Genomic DNA, 26,752 nt, shown 5'->3' with positions numbered 1-26,752 from the left:
GTTTCATCCGTTCAATGACAACGTCCGGTCTTCGCATCGACGATGACCGGCCACAGGTACTGGAACGCCTGGCCTTCGCAGGCCTGCGGACAACTGTTGAAGGCGATCGTCACCTCCTTGCCCTGCTCCCACATGCGCACCGTGCAATCGTTCTGGGTCTTGTGCCGCAACAGGACCTGCGGCAGCCTGGCATCCTGCTTGAAATCCTGGGCATTGAAGCGACAGGCACCCCGCCCCTTCATGCTGACCTGAACATCGAAGGCCTTGACGTCGGCTTCCTTGACCAGCAGGTTGAGGCGGGTCACGGTGCCGATCGCGTCCTTGTGCGAGCAACGGGAACGCACGTTGAGCGGGCGCGTCGGCTGCGGTTTCAGATTGCGCTTGGCCAGGTACTTCAAGGTCGAATTCTTGAACTCCGGCGACTTTCCTGCGGTCGGCGCGGATTCCGCCGGTGCCGGCGGCGTCGCCTCGGGAGCATGCTCCGGCGGCGTCGCGCAAGCGGCCAGCAAGGCAACCGCCAGGGCGAGAGTGAAGCGCAGCTTCATTCGATGCCTGCCGGACGACGCAGGTGCCAGTCGGTCGCCTGTTGAAAGCGGTGTGCAACGTTGAGCAGACGGGCCTCGCCGAAGTAATTGCCGATCAGTTGCAGACCGACCGGCAGGCCGTCGGCAAAACCGCAGGGAATCGACATGCCGGGCAGGCCGGCAAGGTTGACGGCGACGGTATAGATGTCGGACAGATACATCTGCACCGGGTCGGTCGACTTTTCGCCGAGACGGAAGGCGGTCGACGGGGAAGTCGGCCCGAGGATGACGTCGCAGGATGCGAAGGCGGCCGTGAAATCGTCGGCGATCAGACGACGGATGCGTTGCGCCTGCAGGTAATAGGCGTCGTAGTAACCGTGCGACAGGACGTAGGTACCGATCAGGATGCGCCGCTTTACCTCACCGCCGAAGCCCTGGGCGCGGGTCTTCGCGTACATGTCGTCGAGGCTGCCGTAGTCCGGCGCGCGATAGCCGTAGCGGACGCCGTCGAAGCGGCTCAGGTTGGAGCTTGCCTCGGCCGGCGCGATCACGTAGTAAGCCGGCACCGAGAGGTGGGAATTGGGCAGCGAGACGTCGACGACGGTCGCCCCGAGCCGCTCGTATTCGCGGATCGCTTCTTGCACCGCGGCCATTACGCCGGCATCGCAACCGGCGGCGAAGAACTCCTTGGGCAGGCCGATGCGCAGGCCGGCCAGCGGTTGTTCGAGGTCGCGCGTGTAATCCTCGGCCGGTCGGTCGAGCGACGTCGAATCGCGGGAATCGAAACCGGCCATCGCGTTGAGCAGCAGCGCGCAGTCTTCCGCCGAGCCGGCCATCGGGCCGCCCTGATCGAGCGACGAGGCGTAGGCGATCATGCCGTAGCGCGAGACGACGCCGTAGGTCGGCTTGAGACCGGTCAGGTTGCACAGCGCCGCCGGCTGGCGGATCGAGCCGCCGGTATCGGTGCCGGTGGCTGCCGGCGCCAGTCGTGCAGCGATCGCCGCCGCCGAACCGCCGGACGAACCGCCGGGCACCCGCGCGCGATCCCAGGGATTCTTCACCGGACCGAAATGCGAGCTTTCGTTCGACGAGCCCATCGCGAACTCGTCCATGTTGGTCTTGCCCAGCGAGACCAGGCCAGCCTCGCCATGCATTTTCGCGATCACCGTCGCGTCGTAGGGAGCAACGAAGTTGGCGAGCATCTTCGAACCGCAGGTCGTCGTCCAGCCTTCGGCGCAGAAGATGTCCTTCTGGGCGATCGGGATGCCGGTCAGCGCACCGCCGGTACCCGCCGCCAGGCGCTGGTCGGCAGCCGCCGCCATGGCCAGCGTCTTCTCCCGGTCGACGGTGATGAAGGCGTTGATCTCGGGATTGAGGCGGGCGATGCGGTCGAGGAACAGCGCGCTCAGTTCGACGCTGGAAATTTCCTTCGCCGCCAGTGCTTGCGACAGTTGTTTCAAACTCCGGCTAATCATTCGATCACCTTCGGCACGAGGTAGAGACCGGCTTCGGTTTCCGGGGCGACGGCCTGAAAGGCGGCGCGCCGGTCGGGCTCGCTGACGACGTCATCGCGCAGGCGCTGGCCGAGATCCTGAGCGTGGGCCATCGGCTCGATGCCCCGCGTATCGACCGCCTGCATCTGCTCGATCAGCGCGAAGATGCCGTTGAGGTGGGCTTGCGTGGTCAGCGCTTCGGTTTCGCTGACCTCGATGCGGGCGAGATGGGCAATCCGCAGAACCTGTTCTGTAGTGAGCGACATGGCTTGAAAAAGGCTTTTTGCAGCGCACAAAGCCTTATAAACGAAAGCGTTGTAAGGTATCATAAAAGCTTTATCTACCGCACCCCCCAACGCGGAGCTCAACAGATGTTCGGATTCCTCTCCAAGTATTTTTCCAACGACCTTGCCATCGACCTCGGCACGGCCAATACGCTGATTTACGTGCGTGGCCGCTCGATCGTCCTCGATGAGCCGTCGGTCGTTGCGATCCGCCTCGAAGGCGGCCCCAACGCCAAGAAAACCATCCAGGCCGTCGGCCGCGAAGCCAAGGAAATGCTTGGCAAGGCACCCGGCAGCATCACTGTCATCCGGCCCATGAAGGATGGCGTGATCGCCGACTTCACGGTGACCGAGCAGATGCTCAAGCAGTTCATCAAGAAGGCGCACGATTCCAAGCTGTTCTCGCCCAGCCCGCGCATCATCATCTGCGTGCCGTCGGGCTCGACCCAGGTCGAACGCCGCGCCATCCGCGAATCGGCGCTCGGCGCCGGCGCCAGTCAGGTGTATCTGATCGAGGAGCCGATGGCGGCCGCCATCGGCGCCGGCCTGCCGGTCGCCGAAGCAACCGGCTCGATGGTCGTCGACATCGGCGGCGGCACCACCGAAGTCGGCGTCATCTCGCTCGGCGGCATGGTCTACGCAGGCTCGGTGCGCGTCGGCGGCGACAAGCTCGACGAGGCGATCATCAATTACATCAGCCGCAACTACGGCATGATGATCGGCGAGAACACCGCCGAGAACATCAAGAAGAACATCGGCTCCGCCTTCCCGGGCGCCGAGATCAAGGAAATGGAAGTCTCCGGCATCAACAAGGCCGAAGGCATCCCACGCAAGTTCACGATTTCGTCGAACGAAATCCTCGAAGCGCTGACCGACCCGCTCAACCAGATCATTTCCGCGGTCAAGTCCGCCCTGGAAAAGACGCCGCCCGAACTCGGCGCCGACATCGCCGAAAAGGGCATGGTCCTGACCGGCGGCGGCGCGCTGCTGCGCGACCTTGACCGTCTGCTGATGGAAGAAACCGGTCTGCCGGTGATCGTTGCCGACGAACCCTTGACCTGCGTTGCCCGTGGTTGCGGCATGGCGCTGGAAAAGATGGACAAGCTGGGCAGCATCTTTGCCTCGGACTGACCGGTCAACCACCCGCTTGCAGGACTAAGCGATGGCCGGCTCCGACCACGCACCACCTCCCTTCTTCAAGCGAGGGCCAGCACCGCTGGCCCTTCTGACTTTCTACGTGGCGCTGTCATTGGCGCTGTTTTTTGTCGACCTCCGTTTGCGCAGCCTCGATCTGCTGCGCCAGACCGTCGCTCTGATCACCGATCCGATCCAGCGCGTCGCCCAGATGCCCGGCGGCCTGGTCGACAATGCCGGCGACTATTTGCGCGGACTGGACAAGTTGCTCGAGGAAAACCGTAGCCTGAAGCAGGCCCAGCTACAGACCGCCCCCAATCTGCTGCGCCTGGAGCAACTGGAAAGCGAGAACGACCGCCTACGCAAGCTCCTCGCCGTCAAGGAGCGGGAACCGGCGCGCGGCGAAGTGGCGCGCATCATGTACACGGCACGCGATCCGTTCACCCGCCGCATCGTCATCGACAAGGGCCAGCAATCGGGTATCGTCGCTGGCCAGCCGGCGATCGACGAGGCCGGCGTGGTCGGCCAGGTGACCCGGGTCTTCCCGTTCTCCGCTGAAATCACCCTGATCACCGACAAGGACCAGACGGTACCCGTTCAGGTCGTGCGCAGCGGCCAGCGCTCGGTCGTCTTCGGCCTCGGCAGCGGCGAACTCGAACTGCGCTACATTCCCGCCAACGCCGACATCCGCGAAGGCGACCTGCTCGTCACCTCGGGCCTGGACGGCGTCTACCTGGCCGGCTTCCCGGTGGCCAAGGTGGTCAGCATCGAGCGCGACAACTCCTACGCTTTTGCCCGCATCCGTTGCGCGCCGATCGCCGCCGTCGAGAACTTCGGCGAAGTCCTGGTCCTCGCCCCGCGCGCTTCCCAGCCGCCGCCACCGCCGGATTCGCCGGGCCGCGCCGGCAACAGCGGCACGCCGGGCCAAGCGGAAAAGAAATGATGCAACCGACCTTCTCCTCCTCGCGCATCCTGCTGCCGGTCCGCCCCTGGTTCATCGTCGCCAGCCTGTTCGCCGCACTCCTTGCCAACTTTCTGCCGACCGCCCATTGGCCAGGCATCCCGGATTGGGTCGCGCTGGTCCTCTGTTTCTGGTGTATCCGCGAAACCCGTCGAGTCGGCATGGGCTGGGCCTTCTTCCTCGGCCTGGCGATGGATGTCGCTGATGGCGCGGTCCTCGGCCAGCACTGTTTCGCCTATGTCCTGCTCGCTTATTTCGCCGCCGGCCAATCGCGCCGCATCCTGTGGTTCCCGCTGGCCCAGCAGGCACTGCAGATCTTTCCGCTGCTGCTCGCCTGCCAGGTCATCCAGTTGCTGATGCGCCTGCCGACTGGCGCCGATTTCCCCGGCTGGGGTTACCTGATCGGCCCGCTGAGCGCCACCCTGCTCTGGATTCCCGCCACCTTCCTGTTGCTGCTGCCCCAGTACCAGCCGGTGGAAAGGGACGCCAACCGCCCGCTCTGACCCCCGACCATGAGCGAATTCCATCAGGGAGAACAGGATCCCGACCGTTTCCGCCGCCGGGTTCTGTTCGCCGGCGCCTTCGTCCTGACCTGTTTCGCCCTGCTCTTCGGCCGTTTCTTCTACCTGCAGATCCTGCAGCACGAGTATTACAGCACCCGGGCTGAAAGCAATCGCATCTCGCTGGTCCCGGTGATGCCCAATCGCGGCAACATCGTCGACCGCAACGGCGTCATCCTGGCCCGCAACTACTCCGCTTTCACGCTGGAAATCACCCCTTCGAAAACCCTCGGACTCGAAGAAACCATTGACCGCCTGGGGGAAATCGTCGAAATCCAGCTCAAGGATCGACGCCGTTTCAAGCGCCTGCTCGAGGAATCGAAGAACTTCGAGTCGATCCCGATCCGCACCCGCCTCACCGACGAGGAAGTCGCCCGCTTTGCCGCGCAGCGCTATCGCTTCCCCGGCGTCGAGGTGAAGGCCCGACTGTTCCGCCAGTATCCCGAAAACACCCTGGCCGCCCACGCCATCGGCTACATCAGCCGGATCAATACCAAGGACAAGGAAATGATCGAGACCAGTGGGCACGATGCCAATTACAAGGGCACCGAGCACATCGGCAAGGTCGGCCTGGAAGCCAATTACGAGTTCGAACTGCACGGCACGGCAGGCTACGAACAGGTCGAAGTTGATGCCGGCGGCCGAGCCGTGCGCGTCCTTTCGCAAACCGCGCCGATCCCCGGCAACAACCTGACCCTGACCCTCGATGCCCGTCTGCAGTCGGTCGCCGAACAGGCCTTCGGCGGGCGCCGTGGCGCGCTGACAGCGATCGATCCGAGCAACGGCGCCGTACTCGCCCTTGTCTCCTCACCCGCCTTTGACCCCAACCTGTTCGTCGACGGCATCCGCTACGACGATTGGGACGAACTGAACAACCACCCGGACAAGCCGCTGCTCAACCGGGCGATCTATTCGACCTACCCCCCAGGCTCGACCTTCAAGCCGCTGATGGCCCTGGCCGCGTTATCAACCGGCAAACGCACGCCGAACCAGACGATCGCCGACCCGGGCTATTTCAACTTCGGCAATCGCCGCTTCATGGACGACAAGGTCGGCGGGCACGGCATGGTCGATATGCACAAATCGATCGTCGTTTCCTGCAACACCTACTACTACACCCTGGCCAACGACATGGGGATCGACAACATCGCCCGTTTCATGAGTGAAATCGGCCTCGGACGACGTACCGAGATCGACATTCCCGGCGAAGCGACTGGCATCCTGCCGTCACCGGAATGGAAGCAGAAGCGCTTCAAGAAGCGCGAGCAGCAAAAATGGTACTCCGGCGAAACCATTTCGGTCGGCATCGGCCAGGGTTACAACGCCTATTCGACGCTGCACATGGCGCACGCGCTTGCCAACATCGTCAATTACGGCAAGGTCTTCCGCCCGCACCTGGTGCATAGCATCACCAACCCGACCAGCGGCGAGGTCCGCATCGTCGAACCGCAACCGATCCGCCAGGCGCCCCTGAAACCCGAGCACGTCGAAGTCATCAAGCGCGCCATGGCCGGCGTCGTCCGCGAAGGTACCGGCGCCCGCGCTTTCGCTGGCGCGGCCTACGAATCCGGCGGCAAGACCGGGACTGCCCAGGTCTTCAGCCTGAAAGGCGGGCAGAAATACGTCGCCGGCCAACTTCGCGAGCGCCTGCGCGACCACTCCTGGTACGTCGCCTTCGCGCCGGTGGACAAGCCGAAGATCGTCGTCGCCGTGATGGTCGAAAACGGCGGCTTCGGCGCCCAGTCGGCGGCGCCCATCGCGCGCCAGGTCTTCGACTACTACCTGATCGGCAAACTGCCGGGCGGCCCGGCGCCGGAAGTCGATTCCGGCGAGGAAAACGGCGACGAAGGCGCCGCAACGATCGAGGAATAGCGCAATGAAACTGCTTCGGCGCATCATCCAGAACCTGACGGCGCACCTCGACATGCCACTGTTCCTGATCGTCATGGCACTGATGACGATCGGCCTGGCGACGATCTATTCCGCCACCGCCAGCGACGGTTTCTGGAAGCTGGATCGGCAACTGGTCAATATCGCCGCTTCCACCGCCGTCATGTTCGCCGTCGCCCGCACGCCACCGCAGTCGCTGATGCGCTGGGCGGTACCGCTCTACCTGCTGGGTCTGGTGCTGCTCATTGGCGTCGCGCTGTTCGGCATCGTCGTCAACGGCTCGCGGCGTTGGCTGTCGCTCGGCTTCGTGCGCATCCAGCCATCCGAGATCATGAAGATCGCGATGCCGCTGATGCTCGCCTGGTATTTCCACAAGTACGAATCGATGTTGCGCGCCAAGCACTTCGCCATCGCCAGCGGCATCCTGCTCCTGCCGATCGCCCTCATCCTCAAGCAACCCGACCTCGGCACCTCGCTGCTGATCGGCGCCGCCGGCTTCTTCGTCATCTTCTTCGCCGGCCTGCCCTGGAAGGTGATGTTCGGGCTGGGCGCCGCCGCTGGCGCCGCCATGCCTTTCGCCTGGAACATGCTGCACGACTACCAGCGGCGGCGTGTGCTGACCCTGCTCGACCCGAGTTCCGACCCCCTCGGCGCCGGCTATCACATCATCCAGTCCACGATCGCCATCGGTTCCGGCGGCGGCCTCGGCAAGGGCTGGCTGAAGGGCACCCAGACCCACCTCGAGTTCATTCCGGAAAAGCACACCGACTTCATCTTCGCCGTTTTTTCCGAGGAATGGGGCCTGCTCGGCAACGGCATCCTGCTCTTCCTGTTCACACTGCTGATCGGCCGCGGTCTGATGATCGCCGCCGCCGCACCGACCCTGTTCTCCCGCCTGCTGGCCAGCGCGCTGACCCTGGTCTTCTTCATCTACGCCTTCGTCAACATGGGCATGGTCTCGGGTATCCTGCCAGTCGTCGGCGTACCGCTGCCCTTCATCAGCTACGGCGGCACCGCGCTGATCACACTGATGCTGGGCATCGGCATCCTGATGAGCATTCACACCCACCGCATGCTGGTCAAGAAATGAAAAACATCTGGCGCCTGCTTCTTCCGTGTTTCGTACTTGCCGCCTGCGGCAGCACACCCGAACCCGTGGCCAGGAACGAGCGGCCAACAGCCAGCACCGCGCGACCGACCGGCCAGGCAGCGCCCAACCGACGCTGGGGCGGCGGCTATTACAAGGACGACGGCCCGGGCGACGAAATTCCGGAAAACCTTGAACAGACCCCTGACGCGGTCCCGCGCTGGGAACCGCTGCACAAACCGGCGCTACGCCCCTACGAAGTGTTCGGCACCAGTTATGTGCCGAACACCAGCGTGCGCCCTTACAAGGCGCGCGGCATCGCCAGCTGGTACGGCAAGAAGTTCCACGGACAGAAGACCTCGATCGGCGAACCCTACGACATGTTCGCCATGACCGCCGCCCATCCAACGCTGGCCCTGCCTTCCTACGTGCGCGTCAGCAACGTGCAGAACGGCCGCTCGGTGGTGGTCCGCGTCATCGATCGCGGTCCTTTCCACGCCAGCCGCATCATCGACCTCTCCTACACCGCCGCCTACAAGCTCGGACTGGTTCAGGGCGGCAGCGGTGAAGTCGAAGTCGAGGCGATCATCCCCGGCCAGGAAACCAGCACCACCTATGCTCAGGTGGCGCCGCCAGCCGCTCCCAGTGCCGCACCACCTCCGGCACCGGTCGTCGAAACCGCCCTGCCGTCCGGGGTATACCTGCAGCTTGGCGCTTTCGCCAATGCCGACAACGCCGATAATCTGAAACTGCATCTGGAAAGAGAACTCGACTGGGTCGATGCCCGCATGCACATTCTGCGCGCCAACGGGCTGCACCGCCTGCAGCTCGGCCCTTACGCCTCGCGCACCGAGGCACAGGTGGTCGCCGATCGCTTCCGCAGCAGCCTCGGTTACCAGCCGACTATCGTTACCCGCTGAAGCCGCTTACGCCGCCGCGGGCAAATCGACGGTGGCAACGACGACGTTGCCGCAACCTTCGTACTGCAGGCGGCTGAAACTGGTCATCCGCGCCATGGCAATTCCCCGGCCGTTGGGGTCGAAGACGCGCTCGGGGTCGAAATCGAGGAATTTGCGCCAGTCGAAACCGCGCCCCTGGTCGGCGATACGGAAGGAAATCGCCGACGCTGTCCGCTCGATGCGTACGCTTGCCCGCCGCTCGCGGAATTCGGGCTGAACGAGCCGCTTGCGGATTTCGCCTTCCCAGTCGCCGTCCCATTTGAGCAGCGACTTCTCGCGGTAGGAAATCCCCAGATTGCCATGTTCGACCGCATTGACCATGAGGTCCGACAGACCGGGGGCGACGCGATCGGGCTCCGGGCAGATGCCGGCCAGCACCGGCACCAGACAAGAGATTTCCTCCAGCGTGGAAAAGCCGTATTCGGCGCAGACGAGTAGCTTCTGTGCTTCCTCGATGTGCGCCGCGAGCGTGCGCAGAGAAACGCGGGCGCGACGGTCCTCGAGCGCCGCGCGGACGATCGAGATCAGCGCTTCCGGCGCATAGGGCTTGGTCAGGTAGTAGTAGGCGCCGGCCTCCAGACCCTCGCGCACCTGTTCCGGCGCCGACGCTGCCGTCTGCATGATCACCGGCACATCGGCGAAGCGCCTCTCCGCCTTGACCCGGCGCAGGAACTCGATGCCGTCCATCCCCGGCATCATGCGATCGAGCACGACCAGTGCGAAATCGCTGTCGGGCGCCGCCAGACGCTGCCAGGCGGCGAGCGGGTCGGCGAACAACTCGAGCGCCAACTTCTCCTGCTCGAGAAAATCCTCGATCAGCATCAGGTTGATGGCTTCGTCATCGACGACGAGAACACGATGGTCGGACATGAAGCTGAGTTCCGGGCGAACGTTACGTTGCTCAATCCTAGCACGAGCCTGGCTTTTGATGCGGATCAACGGCAGCCGGATGCGAGCCGCTATACTTCTCTGCTTCACCTGCCTGGAACCCGCCATGCCCCAACTGCCCGACCTCGTCTGTCCGGCCGGCAGCCTGCCGGCCCTCAAGGCCGCCGTCGACAATGGCGCCGATGCCGTCTACCTCGGCTTCAAGAACGATACCAACGCGCGCAATTTCGCCGGCCTCAACTTCGATCCGAAGACCATGGGCGACGGCGTCCGTTATGCCCACGCCAGGGGCCGCGAGGTCTTGCTGGCGATCAACACCTTCCCCCAGGCCGGCCGTGTCGGCGACTGGCACAAGGCGGTCGACGCCGCGGTCGACCTCGGCGTCGACGCGATCATCCTGGCCGATGTCGGGCTACTCGACTACGCCAGCCGGCGCCACCCGCAGCAGCGCCTGCACCTGTCGGTGCAGGGCTCGGCCACCAGCTACGAAGCAATCAACTTCTGCCGCCGCGAGTTCGGCATCCGCCGCGCCGTCCTGCCGCGCGTGCTGACGCTGGCCCAGGTCGAGAACGTCATCCGCAACACCGAGGTGGAAATCGAGGTCTTCGGCTTCGGCAGCCTGTGCGTGATGAACGAGGGCCGCTGCTGGCTGTCGTCCTACGCCTGCGGCGAATCGCCCAATACCGTCGGCGCCTGCTCGCCGGCCAAGTACGTCAAGTGGGACAAGCAACCGGGCGCCATGGAAACCCGCCTCAACGGCATTCTGATCGACCGTTTCGGCGACAGCGAACCGGCCGGCTACCCGACGCTGTGCAAGGGCCGCTTCGACGTGCGCGGCGAAACCTACTACGCGCTGGAAGAACCGACCAGCCTCAACGTCCTGGAAATCCTACCGGAGATCGTCAAGATCGGCGTGCGCGCGATCAAGGTCGAAGGCCGCCAGCGCAGCCCGACCTACGTCACCCAGGTCACCCGCACCCTGCGCGCCGCGCTCGACGCGCTGCGCGACGGCGCCGAACGCTACCACGTCAAGCCGGCCTGGCAGGCCGAACTGGCCAAGGTTTCCGAAGGCAACCAGGCAACGCTGGGCGCCTACAACCGGCCCTGGAGATAAGCATGAAACTGTCGCTCGGCCCCCTGCTCTGGTTCTGGCCCAAGGCAGAAGTCATGGAGTTCTACGCGGCGATGGCGGAGAACCCGGCACTCGACATCATCCACGTCGGCGAAGTCGTCTGCTCGCGCCGCCAGCAGTTGCGCACCGCCGACTGGATTGGCCTGGCTCGCGACCTGACCGATGCCGGCAAGGAAGTCGTCATTTCGGCGCAGGCGCTGCTCGAATCGGAAAGCGACCTCAAGGCGCTGCGCCGTATCGTCGATGAAGCCGGCTGCAAGGTCGAAGCCAACGATCTCGGGGCGATCAATCTGGTCTCCGGTCAGGATTTCGTCGCCGGCCCGCACCTCAACATCTACAACGAAGCCACCCTCGCCACCTTCGCCCGCTACGGCATGAAGCGCTGGGTGCCGCCGCTGGAAGCCTCGCGCGCGCTGATCGAAACGCTGCACGCCAGCCGCCCGGCCGGTGTCGAAACGGAAGTGTTCGCCTTCGGCAAGATTCCGCTCGCCTTCTCCGCACGCTGCTTCACCGCCCGCCATTACGAGCTGAACAAGGACGACTGCCAGTTCAAGTGTCTCGACCATGCCGAAGGACTGACGCTGAAGACCCGCGAAGGCCAGGCCTTCCTGACCATCAACGGGATCCAGACGATGTCGGCGCAGACCTACTGCCTGCTCGGCGAGATGCCGACGCTGCGCGAACTTGGCATCGACATCGTCCGTCTCAGCCCGCAGAAGAACCGGATCGACGAAATCATCGCCGCCTTCGCCGCCGCCCGGAACGGCCAGACGCCCACCGTCGATACGGCGGCGTGGAGCGAATGCGGTCTGGTCGACGGTTACTGGTTCGGCGACGCCGGGATCGCCACGCATCACATCCCGCCACCCGCCCGCACCGGAGCCCCCGCATGAGCCCGCATTTCGTCATTCCCCGTTTCCGGCTGCCGGCGCTGATCGCCGAAATCGGCCACAAGCTGCCGCAGTGGCCGCATTCGCTGGCTCTGGTGACGGCACTCAACGCCGCCCTCAAGCTCAAGCTGCTGCCGGAAAGCGAACTCGGCGCGCTGGAGGACAAGCTGTTCCGGGTCAGCGTCCTCGACACCGGTGGCGTGGCCCACTACACCTTCCGCAACGGCCTGTTCCGGCCGGTCTTCAGCGTGCAACGCGAACCGGACTTGGCCTTCGCCGCCAACCTGTCGGCCTACCTGCAACTGCTGGCACGCCAGGAAGACCCCGACACCCTGTTCTTCAACCGCGAACTCGAAATCACCGGTGACACCGAGCTTGGCCTGATCGTCAAGAACATGCTCGACGCGATCGAGTGGCCAACCCTGCCACGCCTGCCGCTACCCGGAAACTGAGCGGCCCGCGCGCGGCGGGCCGGGTGACCGGGGAAGCTCGGCTCAGTTGGCTGCCTGGCCCTCGGCAATGAAGATTTCAACCCGCCGGTTCTTCGCCCGGCCTTCCGCCGTCGCGTTGTCGGCCAGCGGCTCACGCGCTCCGCGCCCATCGACTGCGATCCGCGACGCCGCCACACCGCGCGGTACCAGATAGTCGCGCACCGCCTCCGCCCGCTTCACCGACAAGGGATTGTTGACCTTGTCCGAGCCGGAACTGTCGGTATGGCCGACGATCGTCACCCGCGTCACCGCGTGTTCGGCAAGGCCGGCAGCCAGCTTGTCGAGCACCGGCCGCAACGATGGCCGGATCGCGTAGCTGCCGGAATCGAAGGAAACATCGCTGGGAATCTCGAGCTTGAGGCGATTATCGGCCGTCTGCGTCACTTCGACGCCGGTGCCCTGTGTCGCCTGCTCCATCGCCGCCTTCTGCTCCTGCATGCGCTTCGACCACAGGTAACCACCCCCGGCACCGATCGCCGCGCCGGCGGCGGCGCCGATCACCGCGCCCTTGCCGCGGTCAGACCTGCTGGACGTGGCGGCGCCGAGTACGGCACCGGCAACGGCGCCAATCGCCGCACCGGTTCCGGTATGGCGTTGCGTTTCATCCATGTTGGCACAACCTGTGAATGCCAGACTGACGGCACACAGGGCAATCATCGTTCGTTTCATCGTTTTACCTCCTGTCGCCGGTCCTGTCCGGCTTTTGCAGACTAGCACGGCCACCGATCCGGGCTGTTAGCAGTTGTAACAGCCAGCAAAAAGGGAGGCTTGCGCCTCCCTCGTTGATTGCCGCAGGACGGAAAGGTTCAGTCCTGCTTCTGCGCGTCGAGACGGAACTTGACGTAGCTGCCCGGAGCCTCTTCCAGCGCCTTGAGCGCTCCGGCCGCCGGATCGCGGGCCGGCACCTTGGCCGAACCGCCGGGTAGTGCGGTCACCCATTCCTGCCAGTGGGTCCACCACGAACCGGCGTGCTGCGTCGCGCCGGCCAGGAAATCCTCCGGGCTTTCCGGCAGGTTGCCGTCGGTCGCGTCGTTGGTCCAGTAGCCGTACTTGTTGGCTGCAGGCGGATTGACGATGCCGGCAATGTGACCGGAACCGCCGAGGACGAACTTGGTCTTGCCGGTCGGCAGACGGGCGCCTATGTAGGTGCTCTTCCACGGCGCGATGTGGTCTTCGATGGTCGAGATGAAGTAGCACGGGGTCTTGACCTTGCGGATGTCGATCTTGACGCCGCCCAGTTCGATGCCGCCGGGGTCCTTGAGCTTGTTCTCGAGGTACATGTTGCGCAGGTAGAAGCTGTGCATCGCCGCCGGCATGCGCGTCGAGTCCGAGTTCCAGTAGAGCAGGTCGAAGGGGAAGGGGTCCTTGCCCATCAGGTAGTTGTTGACCACGAAGGACCAGATCAGGTCGTTGGCACGCAGCATGTTGAAGGTGCCGGCCATTTCCGAACCTTCGAGGAAGCCGCGCTTCTCCATCTTCTTCTCGAGACCTTCGATCGTCCCTTCGTCGAGGAAGACCGAGAGTTCGCCCGGCTCGGAAAAATCGAGCATGGTGGTGAAGAAGGTCGCCGAATTGACGCGCTTGTCCTTCTTCGCCGCCATGTAGGCGAGCGTGGACATGGTCAGCGTGCCGCCGATGCAGTAAGCGGCCAGGTTAACGGAGTCCTCGCCGGTCTGCGCGCAGACCTGGGTGATCGCTTCCAGCGTACCGTTCAGCATGTAATCTTCGAAGCCGACCTGGGCCATCTTCTCGTCTGGATTGACCCAGGAGATGATGAAGGTGGTGTGACCCTGATCGGTCGCCCATTTGACGAAGGAATTCTTCTCGCGCAGATCGAGGATGTAGTACTTGTTGATCCACGGCGGCACGATCAGGAAGGGCTTCTTGTACTGCTCGGTGGTGCCCGGGTTGTACTGGATCAGCTGGAAGAGTTCGTTCTGGTAGACCACCTTGCCCGGCGTCGTCGCGACGTTCCGGCCCATCTCGAAGGCGGCGGTGTCGGTCATCCGGATGCGCAACTGACCGTCCTCGTTCATGTCGTGCAGCAGGTTGTTCAGACCCCTGATCAGGTTCTGGCCGTGGCTCTTGACCGTTTCGCGGAAGACTTCCGGGTTGGTCAGGGCGAAATTGGACGGCGACAGCGCGTCGATGTACTGGCGGGTGAAGAAGTTCACCTTCTGCTGCGTCGCTTCGTCCAGGCCGTCGGTGCAGCAGACCGTCTCATGGATGTGGCGGGCGGCGATCAAATAGGACTGCTTGACGAAATCGAACAGGAAATGCTGTTCCCAGTCCTCGTCCTTGAAGCGCTTGTCGCCCTTCTGCGGCACTGCAACCGGTGCGGCGCCCGGCATGCCGAGCATCTTCATCATCGATCCCTGCCACAGCGAGAAGTAATCCCACATCATGTTCATCTGGGTCTGCGCCAGCTTGTAGGGATTGGCCATCAGGCGAGCCGACAGGTCCATGAAGGCGCGGGCGACACCCATTTCGTCGGACGGTGCCTCGACCCCGTCCTTGGCCTTCTTTTCCATGTACTGGGTGATGATGCGCGAGGCGCGCTGGGCGACTTCGGCATAGGTCTTGGCCATTTCGGCCGGGTTGGGCAGGTTGAGGCCCTGTTCTTCGGTTTGCTGCGGCATTTGAAACTCCCTCTGTCAGTGCGCGGCGGATTGTATTGACAACCGCGAATAGCGAATCACGCCGTCGTCGCCGATTTCCCTCGACAATCGTCCGGCCTGTTCCAGATAGTTCAGATGGGCAATCGCTTCACCCATCGCGAACATGGTTTGGTGTGTATCGAGCGCCCGACCAAACAACACGTCAAGCAACCCGGCTGCGCTCTGCGGCGCTTGTTCACAGCTATTCTCCAGCGCATGCAATCGTTCTTCGTGGTGCGCATGCAAGGCACCCACACGCGCCTGCACCCCGGTGAAGGGCAGACCGTGCGATGGCAGGACCAATGTCTGCGGCGGAATTTCCTCGGCCATCACGGTCAGCGATTCGAGATACCAGCGCAGGGCATCGGCATCCGGCGTCGCGGCAAAAACGCTGATGTTGGTCGAGATTTTCGGCAGCAGCATGTCGCCTGAAATTAACACGCCCAGTTTGGCACAGTAAAGCGCCAGATGTTCCGGCGAATGACCATAGCCGATGAGAATTTTCCAGGCCTGTCCGTCGATCGTTACTGGCTCGCCCGCCTTCAAGCGCTGATAGTGCGCCGGCAATCCCGGCACTGCCCGCCGGTAGCCCGAGCCACGGCTGGCGAACTTGTCCAGGCGGTCAGCGTCCAGGCCATGCCGCCGGAACTGTTCGACCATGTACTGGGCGCCATGGCCGCCGACCTCGTTCCACACCGCGTGCGCGGTCAGGAACTCGGCGCTGGTCATCGCCAGCGGCGCGCCGGTCTGTTCCATCAACCAGGTCGCCAGACCGAGGTGATCGGGATGGAAGTGGGTGACGATCAAGCGCTTCACCGGACCATCAAGGCGATCGAGGATGCTGCGCCAGGTGGCGCGCACGCCGTCGTCGGGAAAGCCGGTATCAACGATGGTCCAGCCCTCGCCGTCGCGCAACAGCCAGAGGTTGATATGGTCGAGCTGGAAAGGCAGCGGCATGCGCAGCCAGAAAATGCCGGGCGCGACTTCACGCTGCTCACCGGCAGCGGGAATCTCTGTAAAGGGATAATGCAGGGACATGGTTTTCCGTTTTCGTTTTTCGAGCAAGTTACCATACGGTAGCGGATTGAAAAAAGCCCCGCCATCTGCTTAACTTCGCCGCAACCAAGGAGTCATGATGAGCCAGCCGGCCACCTTCAGCATTTCCGACCTCGCGCGCGAGTTCGCGATCACCCCGCGCACCATCCGTTTCTGGGAAGACCAGGGCATCCTGGCGCCGCAGCGCGAGGGCCAGAAGCGCATCTTCACCCGCCGCGACCGCGCCCGCCTGAAGATGGCGCTGCGCGGCAAGCGCCTCGGCTTGAGTCTGGCCGAGATCAAGGACCTGATCGGCATGTACAACTCGACCGAGGACGAAACGCCGCAACTGCTCGAATGCCTGCGCATCATCGAGAAGCGCCGCGCCGCACTGGAACAGCAGCGCGAAGACATCGAGGCGGTGCTCGCCGAGATTGGCCAGTTCGAGCAGCAGTGCCAGCAGGAAGTGGCGCGCCGGAAAAATGCGTGATTTTTTTTGCCGGTTAGTTTACGTTTACGTCAACGTAAATTAATTCAATACCCTGACCGCCATGGCCCCCCCGACCGATCCCGGATTCGCTGCCCGCGTTCTCGCCAGTTTCGCGCGCCAAAGCGCCATGCACCTGATCCGCGCGACGATGCCGGTCGTCGATTACGGCTGCACCGAAATCCACGTTCCGCACTGGGACGGCATCGAGCAGCAGCACGGTTTCGTCCATGGCGGCGTCGTCGGCATGATCGCCGACTCGGCCGCCGGCTACGCGGCGATGACCACGGTGCCGGCCAGCGCCTCGGTGCTCACCGTCGAATACAAGATGAACCTGCTCGCCCCGGCCGACGGCGACAAGCTGATCGCCCGCGGCAAGCTAGTACGCGCCGGGCGCACGCTGATCGTCACCCAGGCCGAGGTGTTCGCCGTCAGGGACGGCAGGGAAAACCTGTGCGCCTTGATGCAGCAGACGATCATGGCGATGCACGGCAAATCGGATAGCAAGACAAGCAACAACAAACCGGAGACAAACCAATGAACATTCCCAGCCTCGACTTCGCCCTCGGCGAAGACATCAACCTGCTGCGCGACGCGGTGAAAGCCTTCGCCGACGCCGAGATCGCGCCGCGCGCCGCCGAGATCGACCGAGCCAACGAATTCCCCGCCGACCTGTGGCAGAAATTCGGCGACATGGGCCTGCTCGGCATGACCGCCGGCGAAGAATACGGCGGCACCAACCTCGGTTATCTCGCGCATATCGTCGCCCTTGAGGAAATCTCGCGCGCCTCCGCCTCGGTCGGCCTCTCCTACGGCGCCCACTCGAACCTGTGCGTGAACCAGATCCGTCGCAACGGCAGCGAAGCGCAGAAGCAGAAATACCTGCCCAAGCTGATTTCCGGCGAGCACGTCGGCGCGCTGGCGATGTCCGAGCCGAACGCCGGCTCCGACGTCGTCTCGATGAAGCTGCGCGCCGACAAGAAGGGCGACCGCTACGTGCTCAATGGCGCCAAGATGTGGATCACCAACGGCGGCGACGCCGATACCCTGGTCGTCTATGCCAAGACCGATCCGGAGGCCGGCGCCAAGGGCATGACCGCCTTCATCGTCGAGAAAGGCATGCCGGGCTTTTCCCACGGCACCCACCTCGACAAGCTCGGCATGCGCGGTTCCAACACCTTCCCGTTGTTCTTCGACGACTGCGAGGTACCGGAGGAGAACGTGCTGGGCGGCGTCGGCAACGGCACCCGGGTGCTGATGTCCGGCCTCGACTACGAGCGCGCCGTGCTCTGCGGCGGCCCGCTCGGCATCATGGCCGCCTGCATGGACGTCGTCGTCCCCTACCTGCACGAACGCAAGCAGTTCGGCCAGGCGATCGGCGAGTTCCAGCTGATGCAGGGCAAGGTCGCCGACATGTACTCGACCTGGCAGGCCACCCGCGCCTATGTCTATGCCGTCGGCCGCGCCTGCGACAGCAGCGACCACAGCCGGACGCTGCGCAAGGACGCTGCCGGCGCCATCCTCTACTCCGCCGAAAAGGCAACCTGGATGGCCGGCGAGGCGATCCAGACACTGGGCGGCGTCGGCTACACCAACGAATACCCGACCGGCCGCCTCTGGCGCGACGCCAAGCTCTACGAGATCGGCGCCGGGACTTCGGAGATCCGTCGCATGCTGATCGGCCGGGAGCTGTTCAACGAAACGACCTGACAGATGGCTGGAGACTTCCTGAATTCATAATTATCGGCACGATAGAATGTGCGCCTGACCGCAGCCTCGGGCTGGGTAAACGCACATCGCGGCGCGTCTTCGCAGCGCCGCCCTATCAGGAGCCACACCGCATGAAACTGAACCTACGCACCATGACCGCCGCCGACGCCAACGAAATCGAGCGCGTCCGCCAATTCTTCCGCAACTACGCGGGCTGGCTGGGCGTCGACCTGTCGTTCCAGAATTTCGACCAAGAAATGGCCTCGTTGCCCGGTGCCTACGCACCGCCGCACGGCCGGCTGTTCTTCGCCGAATACGACGGTCAGGGCGCCGGTTGCGTCGGCATCCGGCCGCTCGCCGATGCGACGGGGGTCTGCGAAATGAAGCGCCTCTACGTCGAGCCGAACTTCCGTGGTCTCGGCATCGGCCGCCGACTGGCACTGGCCGCGATCAAGGCGGCCAAGGAACTCGGCTACCGCAAGCTGCTGATCGATACCCTGCCCAGCATGCGCATGGCGGTCAGGCTCTACCGCGAACTGGGTTTCACTGAGGCGCCGAGCTACTACCACACGCCGATCGAAGGCACGATCTTTCTCGCCCTCGACCTCGACAACTGGTCGGAAGAGGAAATCCGCAGCGAAAACCTCTGCCACCTGTTCGACTTCAACCGCGCCTGGGCGCGCCAGATGCAGGAAGTCGACCCGCAGTATTTCGACAAGCTGTCGACGCTGCAGGCGCCCGAATTCATGTGGATCGGCTGCTCCGACTCGCGGGTGCCGGCCAACCAGATCGTCGGCCTGCTGCCGGGCGAGGTATTCGTCCATCGCAACATCGCCAACATCGTCGTCCACACCGACCTCAATTGCCAGTCCGTGCTGCAGTACGCAGTCGATGTGCTCAAGGTCAAGCACATCATGGTCGTCGGCCACTACGGCTGCGGCGGCGTCCGGGCGGCGATGAACAAGGATCGCAACGGACTGGTCGATGTCTGGCTGCGCCACGTCCAGGACGTGCACGCCAAGCACGCGAACCACCTCGAAACCCTGCCCGAAACCCAGCGTTATGACCGCCTGTGCGAACTCAACGTGCTCGAACAGGTGACCAACGTCTGCCAGACCTACGTCGTCCAGGATGCCTGGAAGCGCGGCCAGAAACTGACCATCCATGGCTGGATCTACGGTCTCAAGGATGGTCTGATGCACGACCTCGGTTTCACCGTCGACTGCCTGGACGACCTGCCGACCCGCTACGACGCCGCGCTCAAGGCGCTGGTGGACTGACCCCCATTCCCATAACAATCCGCAAGGAGAACACAGCATGAACGAACCGATTGTCATCGTATCCGCCGCCCGCACCGCGATGGGCAGTTTCCAGGGAGGCTTCTCCGGCCTCACCGCCGCCAACCTCGGCGCCGAGGCGATCAAGGCCGCCGTCGCCCGCGCCGGCATCGACGCCAACCTGGTGGAAGAAGTCCTCATGGGCTGCGTCCTGCAAGCCGGCCAGGGCCAGGCCCCGGCCCGCCAGGCCGCGCTGCAGGCCGGTCTGCCGCTGTCGGCCGGCTGCGCCACCATCCACAAGGTCTGCGGTTCGGCGATGAAGGCCACCATGCTCGGTCACGACGGCCTGCTCGCCGGTTCCTGCAACATCGCCGTCGTCGGCGGCATGGAGTCGATGACCAACGCCCCCTACTTGCTGCCCAAGGCACGCGGCGGCTATCGCCTCGGCCACGGCCAGTTGCTCGACCACATGTTCCTCGACGGCCTCGAAGATTCCTACGGCAAGGAAACCCGCGGCCGCCTGATGGGCACCTTCGCCGAAGAGTGTGCGGCCACTTACGGCTTCACCCGCGAAGCCCAGGACGCCTATGCGATGCAATCGACGACCCGCGCCATCGCCGCCAGCAACAACGGTTCCTTTGACTGGGAAATCACCCCGGTCACCGTCGCCGGCCGCAAGGGCGATGTCGTCGTCGACAAGGACGAAGGCCCGTTCGCGGTCAATGTGGACAAGATCCCGACCCTCAAGCCGGCCTTCAAGAAGGACGGCACGGTCACCGCCGCCAACTCCTCGTCGATCTCCGACGGCGCCGCCGCCATGGTCCTGATGCGCGCCTCGCAAGCAGAAAAGCTCGGCCTCACGCCGCTTGCCCGTATCGTCGCCCACACCACCCACGCGCACGCTCCGGCACTGTTCCCCACCGCACCGGTCGGCGCCATGCAGAAGTTGTTCGCCAAGACCGGGTGGACCGCGGAAAGCGTCGATCTCTACGAAATCAACGAAGCTTTCGCCGTTGTCACGATGGCTGCGCTGCACGATCTCAAGCTCGACGCCGCCAAGGTCAACGTGCATGGCGGCGCCTGCGCGCTCGGCCATCCGATCGGCGCTTCCGGTGCCCGCATCGTCGTCACCCTGCTTGGCGCATTGAAGAAACAGGGGCTCAAGCGCGGCGTCGCCTCGCTGTGCATCGGCGGCGGCGAAGCGACCGCCCTCGCCGTGGAAATGCTCTAAGTGCCGCAAGCGGCCCGGACCCTGACCTACGTCAAGCTGGTGGCGGCGATGGCGATGTGGGGCGGCACCTGGATTGCCGGGCGAGTGATCGCCCAGGAACTCAGTGCCCCGCTCGCCGTCGCCGCGCTGCGCTTCGTCGTCGCCGGCCTGGTGGTCGGCGGCGTCATGCTCGTCTCCGGCGGCGGCATCGCGCTGCCCAAGGACCGGCAGGAATGGGGACTGGTCTGGGCCCTCGGTTTCTTTGGCATCTTCCTTTACGGCCTGTGCTTCTTTTTCGGGCTGCAGCACATTCCGGCCGGGCGCGGCGCCCTCGTTGTCGCGCTCAACCCGGTGGTCATCGTGCTGCTCGCCTGGGCCATCGGCAAGGAAGGCATGAACCGGCGCAAGGCGCTGGGCAGCGCAATCGCGCTCGCCGGCTGCCTGACGGTGATCGGCAACGGCGACCCGCTGGCCCTGCTTCAAGGCACGGTCGGCATCGGCGAGTGGCTGATCGTCGGCTGCGTGCTGAGCTGGGCGGCCTACACCTTCATCGGCTGGCGGGCGACCGGCCATTTCTCGGCGCTGGCGACCACGCTCTACGCGAGCTTCAGCGGCGCCTTCCTGCTCGGCCTGGCCGCCCTGGTCCAGGGCGACGTCGATCTGGCCGGCTGGTCGTGGCGGGTGTGGAGCAGCATGTTCTTCCTCGCCGTCTTCGGCACCGCCATCGCCTACACCTGGTTCACCGCCGCCGTGCAGCAACTCGGCGCCGGCCACGCCTCGGTCTTCATCAACCTGGTACCGGTCTTCGCTGTGCTGCAAGCGGCCGTCCTGCTCGACGAGCGGCTCGGCCTGCCGGTACTTTTTGGCGGCCTGCTGGTGATTGCCGGCGTCTGGCTGACCACCGTACAAAAAACAACTCTGGAGAAAACAGCATGATTCTGACGCAAGAACAGGAAATGATCCGCGACACCATGCGCGCCTTCGCGCAGGAACGCCTCGCCCCCTTCGCCGCCGAATGGGACAAGAACCATACCTTCCCGGCCGACGCCCTGAAGGAACTCGGCGAACTCGGCGCCATGGGCATGGTCGTGCCCGAAGAGTGGGACGGTGCCGGCATGGACTACATGTCGCTGGTGCTGACGCTGGAAGAAATCGCCGCCGGCGACGGCGCCACCTCGACCATCGTCTCGGTGCAGAACTCGCTGGCTTGCGGCATCACGATGAAGTACGGCAGCGACGCGCAAAAGGAAGAATGGTTGAAGCCGCTGGCCCGCGGCGAGAAGTGGGGCTGCTTCTGCCTGACCGAACCGCACACCGGGTCGGACGCCGCCGCGATCACCACGCGCGCCGACAAGGATGGCGACTTCTTCGTGCTCAACGGCGTCAAGCAGTTCATCACCACCGGCAAGCACGCCCACATGGCCATCGTCTTCGCGGTGACCGACAAGGCCGCCGGCAAGAAGGGCATTTCCTGCTTCCTGATCCCGACCAGCACGCCCGGCTTCGTCGTCGGCCGCACCGAGGACAAGATGGGTCAGCACGCCTCGGACACCGTGCAGATCATCCTGGAAAACTGCCGCGTGCCGGCTTCCGCGCTGCTCGGCAAGGAAGGCGAAGGCTACAAGATCGCCCTCTCCAACCTCGAAGCCGGCCGCATCGGCATCGCCGCCCAGAGCATCGGCATGGCGCGCGCCGCGTTCGAAGCTGCCGTGCGCTACGCCAAGGAGCGCGTCACCTTTGGCGTGCCGATCATCGAGCACCAGGCGGTCAACTTCAAGCTGGCCGACATGAACACCCTGCTCGACGCCGCCCGCCTGATGGTCTGGCGCGCCGCCCAGCTCAAGGACGCCGGCAAGCCCTGCCTGAAGGAAGCCTCGATGGCCAAGATGTTCGCTTCCGAAGCCGCCGAGAAGATCGCTTCCGACGCCATCCAGATCCACGGCGGCGTTGGCTACACCAGCGATTTTCCGGTTGAACGCATCTACCGCGACGTGCGCATCTGCCAGATCTACGAAGGCGCCAACGACATCCAGCGGCTGGTGATCGGCCGTTCGATCGCCGCCGAGTAAGCCAAACTGCGGTCGACCGGACAGAGAATTCCGGCGACCGCGCCCAACCCCAAGGAGACAAAGATGAGCGAAACCAACGACAAGAACACTATCGATTTCTGGTTCGATTTTTCCAGCCCCTACGGCTACCTGATGGCCGAGAAGATCGACGACGTCGCCGCCCGCTTCGGGCGCAAAGTGCGCTGGCACCCGATCCTGCTCGGCGTCATCTTCCAGGCCACCGGCTCGCGTCCGCCGGCCGACGGCGTCAGCAACAAGGGCCGTTACATGCTGCACGACTTCGCCCGCTCGGCGCGCTTCCTCGGCGTTCCCTACAACCCGCCCAGCCGCTTTCCGCTGCCGACGCAGAACGCCGCCCGTGCCTACTACTGGCTGCACGGCCAGGATTGCGGCCTGGCCCGGCGCTTTGCCCACGCCGTCTATCGCGCCTTCTTCGTCGACGACCTCGACATCTCCGCGCCCGACACCGTTCTCGACATCGCCGCCGGCCTCGGCATCGACCGGGAAACGCTTGCCGCCGCGCTGCAGGCCCCGGAAATCAAGGCCCGCCTCAAGGACGAGTGCGAGCAGGCGCTGGCCATCGGCGTCTTCGGCTCGCCGCACGTGATCATCGACGGCGAAGCCTTCTTCGGCGCCGACCGCCTGCCGCAGATCGAGCGCTGGCTGGAAAGCGGCGGCTTCTGAGATGCCATTGCGTCTGGTCATCTACGCCTGCTTGCTGGCTTTTGCCGGTTGGTCGCTGGCCATCGAGCCGGGCCAGGTGCAGCGCCGCGACCTGACGCTGAGCACAGCCAAGCTCAAGCAGCCCTTGACCATCGCCATGGCCAGCGACCTCCACGTCGGCGCCCCGCATGTCGGGCGCGCCGCCCTGCGTCGACTGGTCGAGCGCATCAACGAGGCAAACCCAGACCTGATCCTGCTGCCGGGCGATTTCATGATCCAGGGCGTCCTCGGCGGAACCCAGGTCGCCCCAGAAGATCTCGCCGCCGACCTGGCCGGCCTGCATGCCAGGCTCGGCGTTTTCGCAACGCTCGGCAACCACGACTGGCATTTCGATGGACCGCGCGTGCGGCGGGCGCTGGAGCAAGTCGGTATCCGCGTGCTGGAAAACGAAGCGCTCGAGCTGCCCGAAAGCGGACTCTGGCTGGCCGGCATCGGCGACGACATGACCGGCCATGCCGAACCGGCAGCCGCCTTTGCCGCCGTGCCGGAAGGCGCCGGCGTCATCGCCATGCTGCACGACCCGGCCAACGCACCAGATCTGCCGGCCTCGACCCGCGTCGCCCTGGCCGGCCACACACACGGCGGACAAATCCGCCTGCCTTTCGTCGGCGCACTGATCGTCCCCGGTCGCTCCGCCCGGGAAGACGCTTACGGCTGGATTCCCGGAAGCTCCGTGCCGACCTGGGTGAGTTCGGGCGTCGGCACCAGCATTCTGCCCATCCGTTTCAACTGCCCACCGGAATTCGTCGTCCTGCGGCTCGCCAACAAGGAAACCTCATGAAAAGCCTCTGCGTCTTCTGCGGCGCCAACGCCGGCAACAAACCCGTCTATCGCGCCGCGGCCGAAAACCTGGGCCGCCTGCTCGCCGGCCGCGGCATCCAACTCATCTACGGCGGCGGCAACGTCGGTCTCATGGGTGCCGTTGCCGATACCTGTCTCGACGCCGGCGGCACGGTCATCGGCGTCATCCCGCAAGCCTTGATGGGCAAGGAAGTCGAAGGTCGCCCGGTGGACCACCGGACACTGACCCGGCTCGAAGTCGTCGATTCGATGCACACCCGCAAGGCGCGGATGGCCGAGCTGGCCGAAGGCTTCATCGCCATGCCCGGCGGCTTCGGCACCTTCGAGGAATACTGCGAAACCCTGACCTGGGCGCAACTCGGATTCCATGTGAAACCGATCGGCCTGCTCAACGTCGCCGGCTTCTACGACCCGCTGCTGGCGATGTTCGACCATGCCGCGGCAGAAGGCTTCCTGCGCGAACAGAACCGGGCGATGGCGCTCAGCGACAGCGACCCCGAAGCGCTGCTCGCGGCAATGGCAGCCTTCCGCCCCGAACCGGTCAGCAAATGGCTCAAGGAAGAAAGGCAGTTGTAGCGCCTTTTCCGTTTTTCATTTTCAGGCAACGCACCAATACAAGAAGCGAGGAGACATGAGCATCCTGAAATCCCAACTGAACCCGCGTTCGGCCGACTTCCAGGCCAACGCGACGACCATGCGGGCGGTCGTCGCCGACCTCCGTGAGAAAGTCGAGAAGATCGCCCTCGGCGGCCCGGAAGCGGCGCGCCAGAAGCACCTGGCGCGCGGCAAGCTGCTGCCGCGCGAACGGGTCAGTGCCCTGCTCGATCCCGGCACGCCCTTCCTCGAAATCGGCCAGTTCGCCGCCTACGGGATGTACGACGGCGACGTGCCGGCAGCGTCGGTAATCGCCGGCATCGGCCGCGTCGAAGGCGTCGAATGCATGATCGTCGCCAACGACGCGACAGTGAAGGGCGGCACCTACTACCCGCTGACCGTCAAGAAACACCTGCGCGCCCAGGAAATCGCCCTGGAAAACCGCCTGCCCTGCATCTACCTGGTCGATTCCGGCGGCGCCTTTCTGCCCATGCAGGACGAGGTCTTCCCGGACAAGGAACACTTCGGGCGCATCTTCTTCAACCAGGCCAACCTGTCGGCCGCCGGCATCCCGCAGATCGCCGCCGTCATGGGTTCGTGCACCGCCGGCGGCGCCTATGTGCCGGCGATGTGCGACGAGTCGATCATCGTCCGCGACCAGGGCACCATCTTTCTCGGCGGCCCGCCGCTGGTCAAGGCGGCGACCGGCGAGGTCGTCACCGCCGAAGACCTCGGCGGCGCCGACGTGCATACCCGCATCTCCGGCGTTGCCGACCATCTGGCCGAAAACGATGCCCATGCGCTGGCCATCGCCCGGCGCATCGTGCGCGACCTGAACTGGAAAAAGACGCCGCCGGTCACCCTGACCGCCCCGAGCGCGCCGCTGTTCAGCCCGGAAGAGTTATACGGCGTCATCCCGACCGACACCAAGAAGCCCTTCGACGTGCGCGAGATCATCGCCCGCATCGTCGATGGTTCCGACTTCGACGAGTTCAAGGCGCGCTACGGCACGACGCTGGTCTGCGGCTTCGCCCGCATCTACGGCTACCCGGTGGGGATCGTCGCCAACAACGGCATTTTGTTTTCCGAATCGGCGCTCAAGGGCGCGCATTTCATCGAACTCTGCGCCCAGCGCGGCATCCCGCTCGTCTTCCTGCAGAACATCACCGGCTTCATGGTCGGCCGCAAGTACGAAAACGGCGGCATCGCGCGCGACGGCGCCAAGATGGTCACCGCCGTCGCCACCGCCAAGGTACCGAAATTCACCGTCGTCATCGGCGGCTCGTTCGGCGCCGGCAACTACGGCATGTGCGGCCGTGCCTACTCGCCCCGCTTCCTGTGGATGTGGCCGAACGCGCGCATCTCGGTGATGGGCGGCGAACAGGCGGCCGGTGTGCTGGCCACCGTCAAGCGCGACGGCATCGAGGCCAAGGGCGGCAGCTGGTCGGCGGAGGAAGAAGCCGCCTTCAAGGCGCCAATCCGCGAGCAGTACGAGACGCAGGGCCATCCCTACTACGCTTCGGCGCGGCTGTGGGACGACGGCATCATCGACCCGGCGGATACGCGGCGCGTGCTGGGACTGGGGCTGTCGGCGGCGATGAATGCGCCAGCGGAAGCGACGAAGTTCGGGATTTTCCGGATGTGATGGGGATGGGAGGTTCTGATCCTCTGACTTTCGCGTCTGACGGGCGGGCGTTCGTGTTTTCTGAACCGCTGGGTTCCGCTGTTGAGGGAGCGGCTTTGGCTTCTGAAGCGCTGTTTTCCGCCGCTGACCGGCGGGCGTACTTTCTTTTTTGTGGAAAAAAGAAAGTAGCCAAAGAAAAAGCCACCCCCAGGTCGGCGCCGGGCTGCGCCCGGTCCCTTGCGCTACTCGGCGCGCCGGGCGGCTGCGGAACT

The 26,752-nt window shown here is 64.6% G+C and carries 28 protein-coding genes; 21 read left to right on the top strand and 7 right to left on the bottom strand.

Going from position 1 to position 26,752, the window contains the following annotated elements; all coding sequences use genetic code 11:
• Nucleotides 1-11 precede the first annotated feature (11 nt).
• The 3 genes from ACLIIZ_RS18785 to gatC are packed head-to-tail and all read right to left on the bottom strand — an operon-like array spanning nucleotide 12 to nucleotide 2,283.
• A complete protein-coding gene (locus tag ACLIIZ_RS18785; protein WP_416694720.1) occupies nucleotides 12-545 on the bottom strand; it encodes a hypothetical protein in 534 nt (177 codons plus the stop codon).
• Nucleotides 542-1,999 carry an Asp-tRNA(Asn)/Glu-tRNA(Gln) amidotransferase subunit GatA gene (gene gatA / locus ACLIIZ_RS18780; RefSeq protein ID WP_416694718.1) on the bottom strand — a complete coding sequence of 486 codons (1,458 nt, stop codon included), beginning with the start codon at nucleotides 1,997-1,999 and terminating at the stop codon, nucleotides 542-544. The genes ACLIIZ_RS18785 and gatA overlap by 4 nt, the downstream gene beginning before the upstream one ends.
• Nucleotides 1,996-2,283 carry an Asp-tRNA(Asn)/Glu-tRNA(Gln) amidotransferase subunit GatC gene (gatC, locus tag ACLIIZ_RS18775; RefSeq protein ID WP_416694715.1) on the bottom strand — a complete coding sequence of 96 codons (288 nt, stop codon included), beginning with the start codon at nucleotides 2,281-2,283 and terminating at the stop codon, nucleotides 1,996-1,998. The genes gatA and gatC overlap by 4 nt, the downstream gene beginning before the upstream one ends.
• A gap of 105 nt (nucleotides 2,284-2,388) precedes the next feature.
• Between gatC and ACLIIZ_RS18770 the strand changes: the two genes are divergently transcribed.
• Genes ACLIIZ_RS18770 through ACLIIZ_RS18745 form a run of 6 tightly spaced genes read left to right on the top strand, consistent with a single transcriptional unit; the run spans nucleotide 2,389 to nucleotide 8,853 of the window.
• Nucleotides 2,389-3,432 (top strand): rod shape-determining protein, encoded by a 1,044-nt coding sequence (locus ACLIIZ_RS18770; protein ID WP_374325816.1) that lies wholly within the window; start codon nucleotides 2,389-2,391, stop codon nucleotides 3,430-3,432.
• A gap of 31 nt (nucleotides 3,433-3,463) precedes the next feature.
• A complete protein-coding gene (gene mreC / locus ACLIIZ_RS18765) occupies nucleotides 3,464-4,378 on the top strand; it encodes a rod shape-determining protein MreC (protein ID WP_416694712.1) in 915 nt (304 codons plus the stop codon).
• Nucleotides 4,378-4,899, top strand: coding sequence for a rod shape-determining protein MreD (gene mreD, locus ACLIIZ_RS18760; protein ID WP_416694780.1), 522 nt, complete (start codon nucleotides 4,378-4,380; stop codon nucleotides 4,897-4,899). The genes mreC and mreD overlap by 1 nt, the downstream gene beginning before the upstream one ends.
• A gap of 9 nt (nucleotides 4,900-4,908) precedes the next feature.
• On the top strand, nucleotides 4,909-6,828 hold the full coding sequence (mrdA, locus tag ACLIIZ_RS18755; RefSeq protein ID WP_416694709.1) for a penicillin-binding protein 2: 1,920 nt from the start codon (nucleotides 4,909-4,911) through the stop codon (nucleotides 6,826-6,828).
• 4 nt (nucleotides 6,829-6,832) lie between these two features.
• On the top strand, nucleotides 6,833-7,936 hold the full coding sequence (gene rodA / locus ACLIIZ_RS18750; RefSeq protein WP_416694707.1) for a rod shape-determining protein RodA: 1,104 nt from the start codon (nucleotides 6,833-6,835) through the stop codon (nucleotides 7,934-7,936).
• Entirely contained in the window at nucleotides 7,933-8,853 is a 921-nt protein-coding gene (locus ACLIIZ_RS18745; RefSeq protein ID WP_416694705.1) for a septal ring lytic transglycosylase RlpA family protein, read from the top strand. The genes rodA and ACLIIZ_RS18745 overlap by 4 nt, the downstream gene beginning before the upstream one ends.
• Before the next feature lie 6 nt (nucleotides 8,854-8,859).
• Here ACLIIZ_RS18745 and ACLIIZ_RS18740 read toward each other — a convergent pair whose 3' ends face one another.
• Nucleotides 8,860-9,762, bottom strand: coding sequence for a response regulator (locus tag ACLIIZ_RS18740; protein WP_416694702.1), 903 nt, complete (start codon nucleotides 9,760-9,762; stop codon nucleotides 8,860-8,862).
• A gap of 124 nt (nucleotides 9,763-9,886) precedes the next feature.
• On the opposite strand from ACLIIZ_RS18740, the gene ubiU reads away from it, so the two are divergent.
• Genes ubiU through ubiT form a run of 3 tightly spaced genes read left to right on the top strand, consistent with a single transcriptional unit; the run spans nucleotide 9,887 to nucleotide 12,254 of the window.
• Nucleotides 9,887-10,894 carry a ubiquinone anaerobic biosynthesis protein UbiU gene (gene ubiU / locus ACLIIZ_RS18735; RefSeq protein WP_416694700.1) on the top strand — a complete coding sequence of 336 codons (1,008 nt, stop codon included), beginning with the start codon at nucleotides 9,887-9,889 and terminating at the stop codon, nucleotides 10,892-10,894.
• Between the two features lie 2 nt (nucleotides 10,895-10,896).
• Complete coding sequence (locus ACLIIZ_RS18730; protein WP_416694698.1) at nucleotides 10,897-11,805, top strand: U32 family peptidase; 909 nt, start codon at nucleotides 10,897-10,899, stop codon at nucleotides 11,803-11,805.
• The gene (gene ubiT / locus ACLIIZ_RS18725) at nucleotides 11,802-12,254 is read left to right on the top strand and encodes a ubiquinone anaerobic biosynthesis accessory factor UbiT (protein ID WP_416694696.1); all 453 of its coding nucleotides are present in this window, start codon (nucleotides 11,802-11,804) and stop codon (nucleotides 12,252-12,254) included. Before ACLIIZ_RS18730 ends, ubiT begins: the two co-directional genes overlap by 4 nt.
• A 42-nt stretch (nucleotides 12,255-12,296) precedes the next feature.
• Here the strand turns inward: ubiT and ACLIIZ_RS18720 are convergent, their stop codons facing one another.
• From ACLIIZ_RS18720 to ACLIIZ_RS18710, 3 genes are all read right to left on the bottom strand, one after another.
• Nucleotides 12,297-12,962: a YiaD family glycine zipper/OmpA-like lipoprotein gene (locus tag ACLIIZ_RS18720; RefSeq protein ID WP_416694694.1), complete on the bottom strand. Its 666-nt coding sequence runs from the start codon at nucleotides 12,960-12,962 to the stop codon at nucleotides 12,297-12,299.
• 137 nt (nucleotides 12,963-13,099) lie between these two features.
• Nucleotides 13,100-14,932: a PHA/PHB synthase family protein gene (locus ACLIIZ_RS18715; protein WP_416694692.1), complete on the bottom strand. Its 1,833-nt coding sequence runs from the start codon at nucleotides 14,930-14,932 to the stop codon at nucleotides 13,100-13,102.
• Nucleotides 14,933-14,947: 15 nt separating this feature from the next.
• On the bottom strand, nucleotides 14,948-15,988 hold the full coding sequence (locus ACLIIZ_RS18710) for an MBL fold metallo-hydrolase (protein ID WP_416694778.1): 1,041 nt from the start codon (nucleotides 15,986-15,988) through the stop codon (nucleotides 14,948-14,950).
• A gap of 97 nt (nucleotides 15,989-16,085) precedes the next feature.
• On the opposite strand from ACLIIZ_RS18710, the gene ACLIIZ_RS18705 reads away from it, so the two are divergent.
• The 12 genes from ACLIIZ_RS18705 to ACLIIZ_RS18650 form a co-directional block, all read left to right on the top strand.
• A complete protein-coding gene (locus ACLIIZ_RS18705) occupies nucleotides 16,086-16,475 on the top strand; it encodes a MerR family transcriptional regulator (RefSeq protein ID WP_416694690.1) in 390 nt (129 codons plus the stop codon).
• A gap of 61 nt (nucleotides 16,476-16,536) precedes the next feature.
• Nucleotides 16,537-17,013, top strand: coding sequence for a PaaI family thioesterase (locus ACLIIZ_RS18700; protein ID WP_416694688.1), 477 nt, complete (start codon nucleotides 16,537-16,539; stop codon nucleotides 17,011-17,013).
• A complete protein-coding gene (locus ACLIIZ_RS18695) occupies nucleotides 17,010-18,182 on the top strand; it encodes an isovaleryl-CoA dehydrogenase (RefSeq protein ID WP_416694686.1) in 1,173 nt (390 codons plus the stop codon). Before ACLIIZ_RS18700 ends, ACLIIZ_RS18695 begins: the two co-directional genes overlap by 4 nt.
• Nucleotides 18,183-18,313: 131 nt before the next feature.
• Complete coding sequence (gene can, locus ACLIIZ_RS18690) at nucleotides 18,314-19,462, top strand: carbonate dehydratase (protein WP_416694684.1); 1,149 nt, start codon at nucleotides 18,314-18,316, stop codon at nucleotides 19,460-19,462.
• 37 nt (nucleotides 19,463-19,499) lie between these two features.
• A complete protein-coding gene (locus ACLIIZ_RS18685; RefSeq protein ID WP_416694682.1) occupies nucleotides 19,500-20,690 on the top strand; it encodes an acetyl-CoA C-acyltransferase in 1,191 nt (396 codons plus the stop codon).
• Entirely contained in the window at nucleotides 20,691-21,605 is a 915-nt protein-coding gene (locus ACLIIZ_RS18680; RefSeq protein WP_416694680.1) for a DMT family transporter, read from the top strand.
• Nucleotides 21,602-22,738, top strand: coding sequence for an acyl-CoA dehydrogenase (locus ACLIIZ_RS18675; protein WP_416694678.1), 1,137 nt, complete (start codon nucleotides 21,602-21,604; stop codon nucleotides 22,736-22,738). The genes ACLIIZ_RS18680 and ACLIIZ_RS18675 overlap by 4 nt, the downstream gene beginning before the upstream one ends.
• Nucleotides 22,739-22,801: 63 nt before the next feature.
• Nucleotides 22,802-23,422 carry a 2-hydroxychromene-2-carboxylate isomerase gene (locus tag ACLIIZ_RS18670; RefSeq protein WP_416694675.1) on the top strand — a complete coding sequence of 207 codons (621 nt, stop codon included), beginning with the start codon at nucleotides 22,802-22,804 and terminating at the stop codon, nucleotides 23,420-23,422.
• A gap of 1 nt (nucleotide 23,423) precedes the next feature.
• Nucleotides 23,424-24,242, top strand: coding sequence for a metallophosphoesterase (locus tag ACLIIZ_RS18665; RefSeq protein WP_416694673.1), 819 nt, complete (start codon nucleotides 23,424-23,426; stop codon nucleotides 24,240-24,242).
• Nucleotides 24,239-24,838 carry an LOG family protein gene (locus ACLIIZ_RS18660; RefSeq protein WP_416694670.1) on the top strand — a complete coding sequence of 200 codons (600 nt, stop codon included), beginning with the start codon at nucleotides 24,239-24,241 and terminating at the stop codon, nucleotides 24,836-24,838. Before ACLIIZ_RS18665 ends, ACLIIZ_RS18660 begins: the two co-directional genes overlap by 4 nt.
• A 55-nt stretch (nucleotides 24,839-24,893) precedes the next feature.
• Nucleotides 24,894-26,501 carry a carboxyl transferase domain-containing protein gene (locus ACLIIZ_RS18655; protein WP_416694668.1) on the top strand — a complete coding sequence of 536 codons (1,608 nt, stop codon included), beginning with the start codon at nucleotides 24,894-24,896 and terminating at the stop codon, nucleotides 26,499-26,501.
• A 5-nt stretch (nucleotides 26,502-26,506) separates the two neighbouring features.
• Nucleotides 26,507-26,752, top strand: a 246-nt coding sequence (locus ACLIIZ_RS18650; RefSeq protein ID WP_416694666.1) for a hypothetical protein, incomplete at its 3' end; no start/stop codon positions are given.

This window comes from Azonexus caeni, from assembly GCF_048146105.1.
Classification (GTDB): Bacteria; Pseudomonadota; Gammaproteobacteria; order Burkholderiales; family Rhodocyclaceae; genus Azonexus; species Azonexus aromaticus_B.
This window is presented reverse-complemented; position numbering and strand designations above follow the sequence as displayed.